Source organism: Kitasatospora sp. NPDC036993 (genome assembly GCF_055607525.1).
The window spans coordinates 1-12529 of the sequence record NZ_JBVJRP010000032.1 but is presented as its reverse complement, the minus strand read 5'-3'; the positions used below and the strand labels follow the sequence as shown (position 1 = coordinate 12529).

Genomic DNA, 12529 nt, shown 5'->3' with positions numbered 1-12529 from the left:
TGCTCCCCCGTGCTCCCCCGGCCCCGCGGGGCCTGTGCCCGGCGCCCCCCGACGCCGGGTCAGTCCGTCGCGATGGCCGCGAGAACGTTCATCCGGCCGGCCCGGAAGGCCGGGAAGAGGGCGGCGAACAGACCGATCACCACCGAGGAGACCAGCGTGATCGCGACCGTGGTGGTCGGGACGGAGAGCGTCCCCAGGCCCTGGTCCCGCAGCACCCGCTGGGCGGTGACGCCCCAGGCGAGGCCCAGCCCGGTACCGAGGACCGCGCCGAACACCGCGATCACCACGGACTCCAGCCGGATCATCCGGCGCAGCTGGCGGCGGGAGAGCCCGATCGCCCGCAGCAGGCCGATCTCGCGGGTCCGCTCGACCACCGACAGTGCCAGGGTGTTGACCACGCCGAGCACCGCGACCGTGATGGACAGGGCGACCAGCCCGTAGATCAGGTACAGCAGGGTGTTGATCTGGGACTGGACGAGCTCCTTGTAGCCGGCCCGGTCCTTGATGGTCAGCTGCGGGTACTCCTTCAGCCCGTCCTGGAGGGCGGTCAGCGTCCGGTCGACGTCGGCGCCCTTGGCGGCCTTGGCGAAGAAGGTCCACACCGGCGGCTGCTCGGCGGCCGGGACGACCTTGTCCACGGTGTCCATGGCCACGAAGGAGCCGTCGCCGAACAGTTCGCCCTTGCCGAAGACCGCGCCGACCGGCACCACCTGGGTACGGCCCCGGCCGTAGTCGACGGTGACCTGGTCGCCGACCTTCAGGCCGTGGTCCTTGGCGAAGGCCGCGCCGATCCCCAGCGAGCCGCGCTGGATCGAGTCCACCGCACCGGAGTCGACGGTCGGCCGGAAGTCGGTGCCGAAGAAGGCCGGCGGCACGGCGGTCAGCGAGGTCTTGGCCTGCTGCCCGTCCGGCAGCCGGACCTTGGCCGGGTAGAACCGCTGGGTGGTGACGTGGTCGATGCCCGGGGTCCGCTCGACCGCGGCCAGCACCTCGGGGGTGATCGCGGTGCGGCCGCCGGAGACGATGTAGTCCGCGCCCACCGACTTGTCGATCTGCGCGCTGGTCGAGTTGACCGCCGAGGAGCTGAACACCGCGGAGGCGATCACCAGCGCCAGGCCGATCATCAGCGCGGCGGCGGTGGCACCGGTGCGGCGCGGATTGCGCATCGCGTTGCGCTGGGCGAGCCTGCCGGACGGGCCGAACAGCGCCGGCAGCAGCGCACCGAGCACCCGGACGACGGCCGAGGCCAGCAGCGGGCCGAGCACCACGAAGCCGATCAGGGTGAGCACCACGCCGAGGCCCAGGTACTGGCCGCCGGCGGACGCCTTCTCCGCCCTCGCGCCCTGCGCCAGCAGCGCGCCGCCGCCCGCCGTCAGCAGCAGGCCCAGCACCGTGCGGATCAGGTTGGCCCTGCCCTCGGCCGGGGTGCCGTGGTCGCGCAGCGCGGCCATCGGCGAGATCCGGCTCGCCCGGCGGGCCGGGAACCAGGCCGCGACCAGGGTGACCACGATGCCGAGCGCGTAGCCGGCGACGAAGACGTCGGGGCCGATCCGCAGGTCGGCCGCCTGGAGGTCCATGCCGATCGCGTCCATCAGCTCGATCAGGCCGACCGCCACGCCCAGACCGGCCCCGACCCCGAGGGTCGAGCCGAGCACGCCCAGGATCAGCGCCTCGACCAGCACCGAGCGGTTGACCTGGCTCCGGCTGCCGCCGACGGCGCGCAGCAGGCCGATCTCACGGGTGCGCTGGGCGACCAGCATCGAGAAGGTGTTGACGATCAGGAAGGCGCCGACGATCGCCGAGACGAAGGCGAAGCCGAGCATCGCGTACTTCATGAAGTCGAGGCCCTGGCCGACCTGCTCGCTGCGGTCGGCCTTCTGCTCGGCCGCCGTCTTGACCTGGTACCCGCCGCCGAGCCGGGCCAGCGCGTCCGCCTTGAGCCGGTCGTTGCTGCGGCTGCCGTCGCCGTACGCCTCGATCGTGCTGAAGGCCGGCTCGCCGAGCAGCACCTGCTGGGCGGTCGGGGTGTCCAGGAACGCGAGCGCCGCGCCCGGGTTGGTGGTGGTGAAGGTGCCGATGCCGACGACGGTGAAGTCGTGCCGCCCGGTCGGGTTGTCGACCCTGAGCCGGTCGCCGAGGCCGAGCCCGGCCTTCTTCACGGTGTCCGCGTCCAGCACCAGCTCGGTCGGGCCCCGCGGCGTGTGTCCCGAGGTGAGCCTGACCGGGTTGCCCGGGGTGTCCGTCCAGTTGGCGAGCAGGGTGGGCGCGCCGGTGGTCGGGCCGACCAGCTTGTTGGTGGCCGGGTTGACCAGGACCGCGTTCTCGACCATGACCTGGCCGACCGCGGACTTCACCCCGGGCAGCCCGGCGACCTGTCTCTCCAGCTCGACCGGGACGGTCGGCGGTTTGACGGCGGCCTGCTGCCCCTCGTCCTCGGCAGGCTTGGGCGGCTGGACCGAGACGTCGGAGGAGGTCGCGGCGAAGAGCTTGTCGAAGGTGCCGGTGGCGGTGTTCGAGAACACCAGGGTGCCGGAGACGAAGGCCACCGACAGCACCACGGCGATGAGCGAGAGCGCCATCCGGCCCTTGTGGGCGTAGAAGCTCCGCAGTGAGGTCTTGAGCAGCATGATGGTGTCCTCCCGCCGCTCAGCTGGTGCGCTTGCCGTCGAAACGGCGCATGCGTTCGAGGACGGAGTCGGCGGTGGGCGCGTACATCTCGTCCACGATCACGCCGTCGGCGAGGAAGAGCACGCGGTCCGCGTAGCCGGCGGCGACCGGGTCGTGGGTGACCATCACGATGGTCTGGCCCAGTTCGTCCACCGAGCGGCGCAGGAAGGTCAGCACCTCGGCGCCGGCCCTGGAGTCCAGGTTCCCGGTGGGCTCGTCGCCGAAGATGATCTCGGGGCGGGCGGCCAGCGCCCTGGCCACCGCGACGCGCTGCTGCTGGCCGCCGGACAGCTGGGTCGGGCGGTGCTTGAGCCGGCCGGCCAGGCCGACGGTCTCCACCACCTGGGCCAGCCAGGCCTGGTCGGGCTTGCGGCCGGCGATGTCCATCGGGAGCGTGATGTTCTCCAGCGCGCTCAGGGTCGGGAGCAGGTTGAACGCCTGGAAGATGAAGCCGATCTTGTCCCGGCGGAGCCGGGTGAGCTGCTTGTCCTTGAGGCCGGTGATCTCGGTGTCGCCGATCCGGATCTGCCCCGTGGTCACCGTGTCGAGGCCCGCCAGGCAGTGCATCAGGGTGGACTTGCCGGAGCCCGAGGGGCCCATGATCGCGGTGAACCGGCCGCGCTGGATGTCGACGTCGACCGCGTCGAGCGCGGTGACCCTGGTCTCGCCCGCGCCGTAGGCCTTGGTGACCTGACGGGCCGACGCGGCGACGGCGGACGCACCGCCGGGAAGCTGGGGGTCGTACACGGCTGCGGCCGTCGTCACTGGAGTCTCCTCAGAAGATGCGCTCACCCGTTGGCCCCCAGCCTCGCGGGCTGACCCGCCTCCGCGACATGGCGCAGGCGGTAGTCCCCGACCGGGAGTTGTCTCCACCCTCCCGGTGGACCTGGCCACCGGGCCCGACGCGACCGGGCCTTCTTCTGGCGGGTGGGGATGTGTGAACCACGTTAGGAGCCGTCGGCGGAGGGCTCGTCATCCGCCGGAATGAAGCGGTTCAACCAAGGTTCTACGGGGCCCGGAGCGCATCCCCCTAGGGGTCGCCGCGGCCCGTCTCGGGGACCCCCCGTACGGGCCGGCGGCGACGGTCCGTCAGCTCGTCAGCGCGGGTGCGGCCTGCCGCTCCAGGGCCGTGGCGAAGCCCTCCACCACCGGGGCCAGCAGCGCTTCGGTCTCGCGCTCCACCAGGGTCGTCCCGTCCTCCCCCGCGGTGATGTGGCGGTCGAGCACGAACCAGCCCTGGGTGATGTGGCCGGCGCCCATCGAGCTGAGCACCGGGCGCAGCGCGTAGTCCACGGCGAGGACGTGCGCGGGCGAGCCGCCGGTGGCCAGCGGCAGGACGGTCTTGCCGGCGAGGGCGTACTGCGGGAGCACGTCCAGCAGGGCCTTCAGCAGGCCCGAGTAGGCGGCCTTGTAGACGGGGGTGCCGATGACCACGCCGTCGGCGCGGGCGAACAGCTCGGTGACGGCGACGATCCCGGGGTGGTCGAAGTCGCCCGACAGCAGCGCGTGCGCGGGCAGGCTGCGGGCCTCGAAGGGGATGACGTGGTGGCCGCGCTCCGTCAGCCGCGCGTCGACGTGGCGCAGCAGGCGGGTGGTGCGGGAGGTCGCGGACGGGGAGCCGGAAACGGACAGGACGACGGCCATGGGTTCACCTCTGGCTGGAAGCGGGGCGGCGCGGCGCGGCGGTGGAGGGCGCCGTGGTGGGGCCGGTATCCGGCGTGGTGCCGGGGGCCGGGACCCGGGGTGGTGCGGGAAGGCGGCACCGGGGAGGCGCTACGTCGGCGGACGTGCGGGGGGTGCGGGAAGGGCGGGGACTCGGCGGGCGAGCGTCAGCCGCGACAGAGCGAACAGGCCACACCGCGCCGCAGGTCGACGTGCCGCCGACGCGTGAGTGCCCAACGCTGGTCCATGCCGGAAATGCAAACACGCTGTGTTCGAGCTGGTCAAGAAACGTTTCAGCAGGTGGAACGCCGGGTGTCCGGACGTTTCGGCGGAACGATCCGGTACGTGCATCAAAACTGCTACAAGAGGCCCGGCGGGCACCCCGGGGGGAGTCAGCCCGACCGGGGTCGGGCATCCTCATCGGCATGAACACGTGGCAGGAGGGCCGCCCGGGGGGCGGCGGGAACCCGTACGGCGGCAACGGCGGGAGCGGCGGGAACCCGTACGGCGGGAGCGGCGCGGCCGAGCCGCCGCTGCCGGCCTCGCTGAACCCGCGCGGGGCGGCGGCACCCCCGCCGCGGCACCCGGGACAGCCCGGGCAGCCCGGTCCGTCCCGGCTCGGCGGCGTCCCGCCGCAGGGGGTCGGCGCGCCCGGCGACCGGCCCGCGGGCCCGGGGCGCCCCGGCGGGCCCGGCGGCTCCGGTGGTCCCGGCCGCCCGGGCGGGCCCGGCGGTGCCCGGCCCGCCGGCACCCGGCCCCGGCGCTGGCCGCGGCGGCGGATCGTCAAGTGGTCGGTCTTCGGCGTGCTGATCGCCGTCATGGTCACCGCGGTGTCCACCTGGTTCTGGGCGGACTCCAAGCTCAACCACGAGAACGTGCTCGCCGACTACCCCGGCCGCCCGGCCGCGGGCAAGGGCACCAACTGGCTGATCGTCGGGTCCGACAGCCGCCAGGGCCTGACCGACTCCGAGCAGGACGACCTGCACACCGGGCACGACACCGAGGGCAAGCGCAGCGACTCGATGATGATCCTGCACGTCGGGGACGCCGGGAACACCCTGATGAGCATCCCGCGCGACTCCTGGGTGCCGATCCCCGAGCACCCGGGCGGCAACGGCAAGCCGGTCAAGGGCACCACCGCGAAGATCAACTCGGCCTTCGGCAACGGCGGGGGCCGGCTGCTGGTCCAGACCGTCGAACAGAACACCGGCCTGCGGATCGACCACTACGCCGAGATCGGCTTCGGCGGCTTCGTCGGCATCGTCGACTCGATCGGCGGCGTCGAGATGCACATCGACCAGGACATCAAGGACAAGGACTCCGGGCTCGACCTCAAGGCGGGCGACCAGACCCTCACCGGCAAGGAGGCACTGGCCTTCGTCCGCCAGCGCCACCAGATGGCCGACCAGGACCTCGGCCGGATGCGCAACCAGCAGAAGTTCCTCGGCGCCCTCGCCCACCAGGCCGCCTCCCCCGGCAACCTGGTCAACCCGTTCACCTTCTACCCGCTGGTCGACTCGGCGCTCGGCACCCTGATCGTCGACGAGGACTGCGGGCTGACCGACCTCGGCTCGTTCTTCCTCGCCATGAAGGACGTCAACGGCGGCAGCGGCAAGTCGCTCACCGTGCCGATCGGCAACCCGGACTACCGGACCAAGACCGGCGAGTCCGCCGTGCTGTGGGACGCCGGCAAGTCCAAGCAGCTCTTCGACGCCTTCAAGAACGACACCGCGGTGCCCGAGTTCAAGTAACCGGCCACTTCCGGTGACCGGGCCGCCACAATGAGTGGATGTCACTCGTCACCGCGCTGATCCACCGCCGCCGCCACCGCCTCCTGGGCCGCCTGGTCCAGGAGGCGCTCGCGCTCTACGGCATGGAGGTGCCCGCCGCCTGCGAGATCGGGCCCGGGCTGGCCGTCTTCCACCGCGGCTTCGGCACCGTGCTGCACCCGTACACCACCCTCGGCGCCGGCGTGACGCTCTACAACGGCGTGACCATCGGCCGGGCCGACCCGTGGGTGCCGCAGGAGGAGAGCGCGATGCGGCGGGTGGTGGTCGAGGACGGCGCGGTGCTGTGCGCGGGCGCCAAGGTGGTGTGCAAGCAGGGCGTGCTGACCGTCGGCGCCGGCACCGTCGTCGGGGCCAACGCGGTGCTCACCCGTTCCACCGGGCCCGGGGAGATCTGGGCCGGGGTGCCGGCCCGCAAGGTGGGGATGCGGGCGGGCACCTGGGGGCCCTCTCCGGCCCCGCCCGCCCCTGGCCCCTCCGGGCGGCCTCAGACGTACGGCAGCAGGCCGGTGCCGCACTCCGGGAAGCGGACCAGCCACTCCCCCTCGCCGCCGGCCTCCTCGGTCGCGCCCGAGAAGCCGTAGTGGATCGGCTGCCCCTCGCCGCTCAGCCACCTCGCGTGGGTCAGCTGCACCGACAGGGAGGCCGGGCGGTGCGCGGCGGCGGCCGGGCCGGGCGGGGCGCACTGCTCCAGCACCAGCTCGTGCTCGGTCTCGCCGGGCCGGAAGGTCACCGCCGTCTCGGTGCTCGGGCGGCGCGGGAAGGCGCCCGCGGGGTCCGTCCAGTACGCGGCGACCATCACCGCGAGCGTGCCGTCCAGGCTGCCGGTGTCCGGCCGCACGTACTCCTCGTCCGCGACCCAGCGCGCGTGGTGGCGGACCTCCTCCTCGTCCCGGCACTCGTCCCAGCGCACCCAGTAGCCCGCCACCCGCTTGACGGTCATGCCTTCGCGGACGACCCGGACGGCGAACCGCGCCGGGCCGACCGGCTCGCAGCCGGCCAGGGATACCACCGTCACCTGCTCGTAGGTCACCTCGCCGTCGTCGGCGCCCTGCTCCATCATCGGTCAACCACCTTGCCGCGGAGTCGAGTTCGGCCGCGGCTGGGGCCGCGTCCGATTCGAGCGTAGGACGCCGGCGGCGAAGGACCGCGCGATTGCCCGGTTCCGGCCCCAAGGAGCGCGCTCCGGGCTACCCTGCCCGCCGCACCGCGCCCGGGGCCGGGCGCGGCATCGGTTCCGTATCCGGATCCGGACACGGAACCGCCCCGGGGCGGGAGGCCGGAAACTCCGACGTCCCGCCCCGGGGCGGTGCGTGCCAGGTGGCGGTGGTGACTACTCCACCACGCCGGACTTGGCGATGGTGATCTTGGCCGAGGTGCGGCCGCTCTGCGAGCCGAGCGACTCGATGTTCTTCACGATGTCCAGACCCTCGACGACCTCGCCGAAGACGACGTGCTTGCCGTCCAGCCAGTCGGTGACGATGGTGGTGATGAAGAACTGCGAGCCGTTGGTGTTGCGGCCGGCGTTGGCCATCGACAGCAGACCCGGGCGGTCGTGCTTGAGCTTGAAGTTCTCGTCCGCGAACTTCTCGCCGTAGATGCTCTTGCCGCCGGTGCCGTTGTGGTTGGTGAAGTCACCGCCCTGGAGCATGAAGGCCGGGATCACGCGGTGGAAGCCGGAGCCCTCGTAGCCGAAGCCGTTCTGGCCGGTGGCCAGCTCGCGGAAGTTGCGGGCGGTCTGCGGAACGACGTCGTCGTACAGCTTGAAGACGATCTTGCCGGCCGACTTGCCGTCGATCTCGATGTCGAAGAAAACGTTGGAAGACATGCAGGGATGATGGCACGATCACCTGTTCGCCGCGCGCCGCCCCCGGCCGGGCGAGGCCGGAAGCGGCTGTGTTATCCGGTTGCCCGGCCCGGCTTTCCCGGCCCGGTCCAGGCCGCTCCACACCGGTGCCGGGAACGCTAACATCGCTGTCGGCTTCGGACCTTGGCGCGGTACGACACCCGGGACGACGACCGGGACGACGGGGTGGGCAGCATGCGGATCGGCGAACTGGCCCGGCGCACGGGTGTGAGCGAACGCTCGCTGCGCTACTACGAGCAGCAGGGCCTGCTGGCCGCCCGCCGCACCGAGGGCGGACACCGGGAGTACCCGGACGCCGCGGTCGACCGGGTCGTGCACATCCAGGAGCTGTTCGCGGCCGGACTGCACAGCCGGACCATCCACCGGATCCTCCCCTGCATGCGGGACTCCGACGGCAGCCCGAACGAGATCGCCACCCCGATGCTGGTCGAGGAGCTCACCGCGGAGCGCGAGCGGATCGACCGGACGATCGGCGACCTGCTGCGCTCCCGCGAGGTGCTCGACGAGGTGATCGCGGCCGCCTCCGCCCGGCCGCCGTCCGCCCGGCCGCCGTCCGCGCAGCCCCCGTCCGCCCGGCCGCCGTCCGAGGCCGCGTAGGCGCCCTCGGGGGGCCCTCAGGCCTTCGGCTTGCGGGCCAGCACGTACGCCTGCGGAGTCGGCTCCTCCCCCTCCGGCTCGCGGACCGTACGGGAGGTGACCGCGAGCCCGACCTCCCCGGCCAGTTCCTCGACGCGCTCCGGCCGCAGCCGGCGGAAGTCCAGCGTCACCGGGTAGCCGAAGGGCCGTTCCTGGCGCGAGGGCACGTCGCCGACCTGGAAGGCGAGCATCAGGTGGCCGCCGGGGGCGAGCACCCTGGCGAATTCGGCGAACACCTCGGGGAGCCGCTCCACCGGGGTGTGGATGATCGAGTACCAGGCCACCACGCCGGTCAACTCCCCGTCCCGGAACGGGAGGTCGAACATCGAGCCGACGACGAACGGCACCTCGGGGTGGGCCTGCCCGGCCAGTTCCACCATTCTCGGCGAGAGGTCGATCCCCTGCACGTCCAGGCCCAGCCGGTGCAGCGGGCCGGTCATCCGGCCCGGTCCGCAGCCGACTTCGGCGACCCTGGCGTCCGGCCGCTCGGTGCGGACCAGGTCGGCGAAGAGCGCCAGCATCGCCCGGTCCACCGGCGCGCCGCCCAGGTGGTCCCGGAAGAGGTCGGTGTACTCGGTGGCGACGGCGTCGTAGAACGCCCTGGTCTCGACGATGAAGTCCGGCTCGGTCATGGCCCGGGACCCTACCCGCCGCGGCCCGGCCGTAGCATCGTTCCCGCCAACCAGCCCGAGGGGGGACGGAAGATGAGCACGATCGGGGTCTACCTGGCGCATCCGCGGCCGGGCAGCTTCAACCACGCGCTGTACGGGGCGGTGGTGGGCGAACTGCGCGGACGCGGCTGCGAGGTGCGCGCCCACGACCTGTACGCGGAGGACTTCGCGCCACTGCTCACCGCCGAGGAGACCGGCACCGTGGCCGCGGCGGAGCGGCCCGCCGATCCCCGGCTGGCCCTGCACCGCGCCGAGGTGGCCACCCTGGACGCGCTGGTGCTGATCCACCCCAACTGGTGGGGCATGCCGCCCGCGGTGCTCACCGGCTGGGTGCAGCGGGTGCTGGTGCCGGGCGTCGCGTACAAGCTCGGGACGGCCGACGGCGAGCCCGCCGGGCTGCTGCGGGCCGGACGGGCCCTGGTGCTGAACACCTCGGACACCCCGGAGGCCCGGGAGCGCGAGGAGTTCGGCGACCCGCTGGAGCGGATCTGGGCGGCCTGCGTCCTGCCGTACGTCGGGGTCACCGACGTACGGCGGACGGTGTTCCGCACGGTCACCGGCTCCCCCGCCGCCGAGCGCGCCGGCTGGCTGCGGCAGGCGCGGGAGCAGGCGGCGGCGCTGCTCAGCTGAGCGGCGGGAGGTCCAGTTCGGCCACCGTCTGGCCGCCGCTGGTCTCGCCGGTCGGCCGGAAGCCGAGCCGGGCGTAGAACTCCTCCGGGCCGTCCGGGCCCGGGTGGTAGGTGACGGTGGCGCGGCTGCCGCCGCGGCGGCGGATCTCGGCACAGACCTGCTCGACCGCGAAGCGGCCGTGGCCGCCGCGCTGTTCCCCGGCGTCGATCAGCAGCCGCCACAGGCCGGAGCGGGGGCCGTCGCCGGGGCGGTCGGGGTAGAAGGTGATGTCGAAGAAGGCCATCACGAAGCCGACCGGCCGCCCGCCGTCCAGGATCAGCCGGGGCCAGGCGGCCTCCCCGTGGACGTACGCCTCGGCCAGTGACTTCACCACCGGCGCGACCAGGTGCTCCTGGTCGGGACGGACCCGCAGGGCGAGGGCGGCGTCGAGGTTCCCGGGGGTGAGGGGGGCCAGGCTGAGCGGGGAGGGCGTGATCGGCATGGCGGGCAGCCTACGGAGCGCGGCTGCCCGCCGTCGCGCGGTTTTGTCCGACCGCGCCCCTTCCGACCAGTGGACTTCCCGCGGACAGCCGCTCGTCCCTGGCCACTCACCTGCCGGAAGGACGAGTCGACGGGGATCCGGACCACAGCGACAGACGGTCCGGGCGAGCCTCCGCGGACCTACCCGAGCCCACCGACCAGGGACTCGACCGCATGGACCATCCGACGGAACGACCGACTGCTCACCGCGGCCGCCCGCAGGTCGACCAGCGCGGAGAACTTCGCCTGATGGAGGGTTTCCTTGTACGACTCGTTCATCAGGCCTTCCAGCTGACGCTTGGCGTCCCGTTTGGCCTCCGGCTCCGACGGCGACACCGCGTCATCCCGAACGGCCGAGTGCCCACGCAACGATTCCATCGACGCCAGGAACCACGCCTCGTACTCGTGATGGGCGATGACGATCTCCACGGGCACGCCGACCAGCTCCGGCGCGGGAGCCAGGCTCCTGGCCAGCGCGACAGGACAGTCGACGTCCTTGTCGTCACCGTCGCGCAGGACCAGCACGCCGCCCCGCGACGGCACGCGCGCCGCCTGCACCCTGAGGGCCCGGGCCAGTTCGTCGGGCTTTCTCATCTTGTTGGAGTCGAGCTTGAACGGCTGGGCCACCTCGACCCATGCTCCGCAGTACTCCATCGCGATCCGGGTGATGAGGTCACGTACCGCTTTGACCTCTCCGTGCCCCTCGACGATCGGCGCGATCACTACGTCGCTCATTCGGCAGCCCCGCGAACCGCCGAGACATCAGGGAGGAGCTGATCGATCCTCAGTAGCTCACCGGGGGTGTACAGCTGTTCCCGAAGCGCCAGAGCACCCGCCCGGTCAAGGCCGGCGACCTTCGTCTCGCCCGCGATCGACCGCACCGCGCGCAACTGGTCGGGGTCGAAGTCGTCCCGATCGAGCAGATCGGGGCTGTGGCTGGTGACGATCACCTGGCGGCGCTCGCTCGCGTCCCGCAGTGCGTCGAGAAGAACCCCGGCGGCTGCTGGGTGCAGTGCGCTCTCCGGCTCCTCGATCCCGACCGTGCTCAACGTCCGTCCGGTGCCGGCGAACAAGGAGACCAGCACACCCAGTGCCCGGAGAGTGCCGTCGGATACCGACTGGGCTTGAAAGCGCCACGGGTTCCTGGATCCCGGCACATCCTGCGCGAACTCAAGCGTCTCCCAGTTGCCGAGTTCCGAACGTGAGACGCCATGCATACCCGGCACGATCTGCTGGAGATACTCCTCGATCCGCGCTTTGTCGACCTGCCCGTGCTGGCTACGTTCCAGGCGGTGGAGAACGCTGGCGATGTTGGAGCCGTCACGGTGCAGGAAGTCCCCCGAGTCCGGAGTCTGCGGCTGGCGCATGACGTCAGGATTCAGGCTGAAGACACTGATGCCGGCCAGCCCGTCGAAGACCGGCGCGAAGACCTCCAGCCCGGCCGCGGAGACCAGGTACAGCCGATACTCCCCGACCGGCGGCATCACCGGCTCGGTCTGCGCGACCAGCGCTCCGTTCTCGACACGGAATTCCGCGTCGGCGCTCCGACGCCCCTCACCGTCACGCTCGCCGAACCAGACTCGGCAGCTCTCGCGGGAGATACGGAATCCACCTCCCTTCACAGCGGCGACCTCGAAGCCGTACTCGCCGCTGAAGCCCACCCCCTGGAACTCAAGGTCGATGGCGAAGTGCGTCGGATGGCCTGTGGAGCGTCGCCGCACCTCCGCGACACCGCCGCGCGTTCGGAGTGCCTGGTCCAGCGAGGTCTGAAGTGATTCCGACAACAGGCGAAGAGCATCGAGGAAGTTGCTCTTGCCCGAGCCGTTCGGACCGACGAGCAGCAGCAGGTTACCCAGTCGGACGTCCGCCGAAGCGATGCTTCGGTAGTGCCTGAGTCTGACTCTGGTGAGCGAGAAGTGGTTGGCCTCCATGTGCCACAGTGTGACAGTCGGAGGCCCCCGGCCGCGGCACGCGGACGGGGGCCGACCGCACCCCGTTACGGGAGGTTGCGGGCCATCACGATCCGCTGGACCTGGTTGGTGCCCTCGTAGATCTGGGTGATCTTCGCGTCCCGCATCATCCGCTCCACC

General features: G+C 72.1%; 14 protein-coding genes. 4 read left to right on the top strand and 10 right to left on the bottom strand.

Features of this window, described 5'->3' with window-relative positions; genetic code table 11:
• Nucleotides 1-59: 59 nt before the first annotated feature.
• The 3 genes from ACZ7C5_RS36970 to ssuE all read right to left on the bottom strand — a co-directional run bounded on the left by ACZ7C5_RS36970 (nt 60) and on the right by ssuE (nt 4311).
• Nucleotides 60-2627 (bottom strand): ABC transporter permease, encoded by a 2568-nt coding sequence (locus ACZ7C5_RS36970; protein WP_401092763.1) that lies wholly within the window; start codon nt 2625-2627, stop codon nt 60-62.
• A 19-nt stretch (nt 2628-2646) separates the two neighbouring features.
• On the bottom strand, nt 2647-3432 hold the full coding sequence (locus ACZ7C5_RS36965) for an ABC transporter ATP-binding protein (protein ID WP_401092765.1): 786 nt from the start codon (nt 3430-3432) through the stop codon (nt 2647-2649).
• A 324-nt stretch (nt 3433-3756) separates the two neighbouring features.
• Entirely contained in the window at nt 3757-4311 is a 555-nt protein-coding gene (gene ssuE / locus ACZ7C5_RS36960; protein ID WP_401092767.1) for an NADPH-dependent FMN reductase, read from the bottom strand.
• A 443-nt stretch (nt 4312-4754) separates the two neighbouring features.
• On the opposite strand from ssuE, the gene ACZ7C5_RS36955 reads away from it, so the two are divergent.
• Together ACZ7C5_RS36955 and ACZ7C5_RS36950 are read left to right on the top strand one after the other, a co-directional pair.
• Nucleotides 4755-6080 carry an LCP family protein gene (locus ACZ7C5_RS36955; RefSeq protein ID WP_401092768.1) on the top strand — a complete coding sequence of 442 codons (1326 nt, stop codon included), beginning with the start codon at nt 4755-4757 and terminating at the stop codon, nt 6078-6080.
• A gap of 38 nt (nt 6081-6118) precedes the next feature.
• Nucleotides 6119-6700: an LbetaH domain-containing protein gene (locus tag ACZ7C5_RS36950; protein ID WP_401092770.1), complete on the top strand. Its 582-nt coding sequence runs from the start codon at nt 6119-6121 to the stop codon at nt 6698-6700.
• Here the strand turns inward: ACZ7C5_RS36950 and ACZ7C5_RS36945 are convergent.
• Nucleotides 6604-7179 carry a hypothetical protein gene (locus tag ACZ7C5_RS36945; RefSeq protein ID WP_401092772.1) on the bottom strand — a complete coding sequence of 192 codons (576 nt, stop codon included), beginning with the start codon at nt 7177-7179 and terminating at the stop codon, nt 6604-6606. The two genes, ACZ7C5_RS36950 and ACZ7C5_RS36945, sit on opposite strands and share 97 nt — an antisense overlap.
• Before the next feature lie 270 nt (nt 7180-7449).
• Nucleotides 7450-7944: a peptidylprolyl isomerase gene (locus tag ACZ7C5_RS36940; RefSeq protein WP_188296544.1), complete on the bottom strand. Its 495-nt coding sequence runs from the start codon at nt 7942-7944 to the stop codon at nt 7450-7452.
• Between the two features lie 213 nt (nt 7945-8157).
• Between ACZ7C5_RS36940 and ACZ7C5_RS36935 the strand changes: the two genes are divergently transcribed.
• Entirely contained in the window at nt 8158-8580 is a 423-nt protein-coding gene (locus ACZ7C5_RS36935) for a MerR family transcriptional regulator (RefSeq protein WP_470324384.1), read from the top strand.
• 17 nt (nt 8581-8597) lie between these two features.
• Here ACZ7C5_RS36935 and ACZ7C5_RS36930 read toward each other — a convergent pair whose 3' ends face one another.
• Nucleotides 8598-9251, bottom strand: a complete 654-nt coding sequence (locus ACZ7C5_RS36930; protein WP_470324375.1) for a class I SAM-dependent methyltransferase — start codon at nt 9249-9251, stop codon at nt 8598-8600.
• A 72-nt stretch (nt 9252-9323) separates the two neighbouring features.
• On the opposite strand from ACZ7C5_RS36930, the gene ACZ7C5_RS36925 reads away from it, so the two are divergent.
• Entirely contained in the window at nt 9324-9920 is a 597-nt protein-coding gene (locus ACZ7C5_RS36925; RefSeq protein WP_470324374.1) for an NAD(P)H-dependent oxidoreductase, read from the top strand.
• Here the strand turns inward: ACZ7C5_RS36925 and ACZ7C5_RS36920 are convergent.
• From ACZ7C5_RS36920 to ACZ7C5_RS36905, 4 genes are all read right to left on the bottom strand, one after another.
• Nucleotides 9913-10401 carry a GNAT family N-acetyltransferase gene (locus ACZ7C5_RS36920; RefSeq protein ID WP_401092779.1) on the bottom strand — a complete coding sequence of 163 codons (489 nt, stop codon included), beginning with the start codon at nt 10399-10401 and terminating at the stop codon, nt 9913-9915. The two genes, ACZ7C5_RS36925 and ACZ7C5_RS36920, sit on opposite strands and share 8 nt — an antisense overlap.
• A 179-nt stretch (nt 10402-10580) precedes the next feature.
• The gene (locus ACZ7C5_RS36915; protein WP_401092781.1) at nt 10581-11162 is read right to left on the bottom strand and encodes a DUF4276 family protein; all 582 of its coding nucleotides are present in this window, start codon (nt 11160-11162) and stop codon (nt 10581-10583) included.
• Between the two features lie 8 nt (nt 11163-11170).
• On the bottom strand, nt 11171-12370 hold the full coding sequence (locus ACZ7C5_RS36910; RefSeq protein WP_470324373.1) for an AAA family ATPase: 1200 nt from the start codon (nt 12368-12370) through the stop codon (nt 11171-11173).
• 65 nt (nt 12371-12435) lie between these two features.
• Nucleotides 12436-12529: acyl-CoA dehydrogenase family protein (locus ACZ7C5_RS36905; protein ID WP_132919430.1), on the bottom strand; the 94-nt coding region annotated here is incomplete at its 5' end.

Coding starts and splice junctions, on each gene's coding strand:
- ACZ7C5_RS36950 (WP_401092770.1), top strand. CDS start 6,119: ATGTCACTCGTCACCGCGCTGATCCACCGCCGCCGCCACCGCCTCCTG.
- ssuE (WP_401092767.1), bottom strand. CDS start 4,311: ATGGCCGTCGTCCTGTCCGTTTCCGGCTCCCCGTCCGCGACCTCCCGC.
- ACZ7C5_RS36940 (WP_188296544.1), bottom strand. CDS start 7,944: ATGTCTTCCAACGTTTTCTTCGACATCGAGATCGACGGCAAGTCGGCC.
- ACZ7C5_RS36945 (WP_401092772.1), bottom strand. CDS start 7,179: ATGATGGAGCAGGGCGCCGACGACGGCGAGGTGACCTACGAGCAGGTG.
- ACZ7C5_RS36920 (WP_401092779.1), bottom strand. CDS start 10,401: ATGCCGATCACGCCCTCCCCGCTCAGCCTGGCCCCCCTCACCCCCGGG.
- ACZ7C5_RS36910 (WP_470324373.1), bottom strand. CDS start 12,370: ATGGAGGCCAACCACTTCTCGCTCACCAGAGTCAGACTCAGGCACTAC.
- ACZ7C5_RS36930 (WP_470324375.1), bottom strand. CDS start 9,251: ATGACCGAGCCGGACTTCATCGTCGAGACCAGGGCGTTCTACGACGCC.
- ACZ7C5_RS36970 (WP_401092763.1), bottom strand. CDS start 2,627: ATGCTGCTCAAGACCTCACTGCGGAGCTTCTACGCCCACAAGGGCCGG.
- ACZ7C5_RS36935 (WP_470324384.1), top strand. CDS start 8,158: ATGCGGATCGGCGAACTGGCCCGGCGCACGGGTGTGAGCGAACGCTCG.
- ACZ7C5_RS36925 (WP_470324374.1), top strand. CDS start 9,324: ATGAGCACGATCGGGGTCTACCTGGCGCATCCGCGGCCGGGCAGCTTC.
- ACZ7C5_RS36955 (WP_401092768.1), top strand. CDS start 4,755: ATGAACACGTGGCAGGAGGGCCGCCCGGGGGGCGGCGGGAACCCGTAC.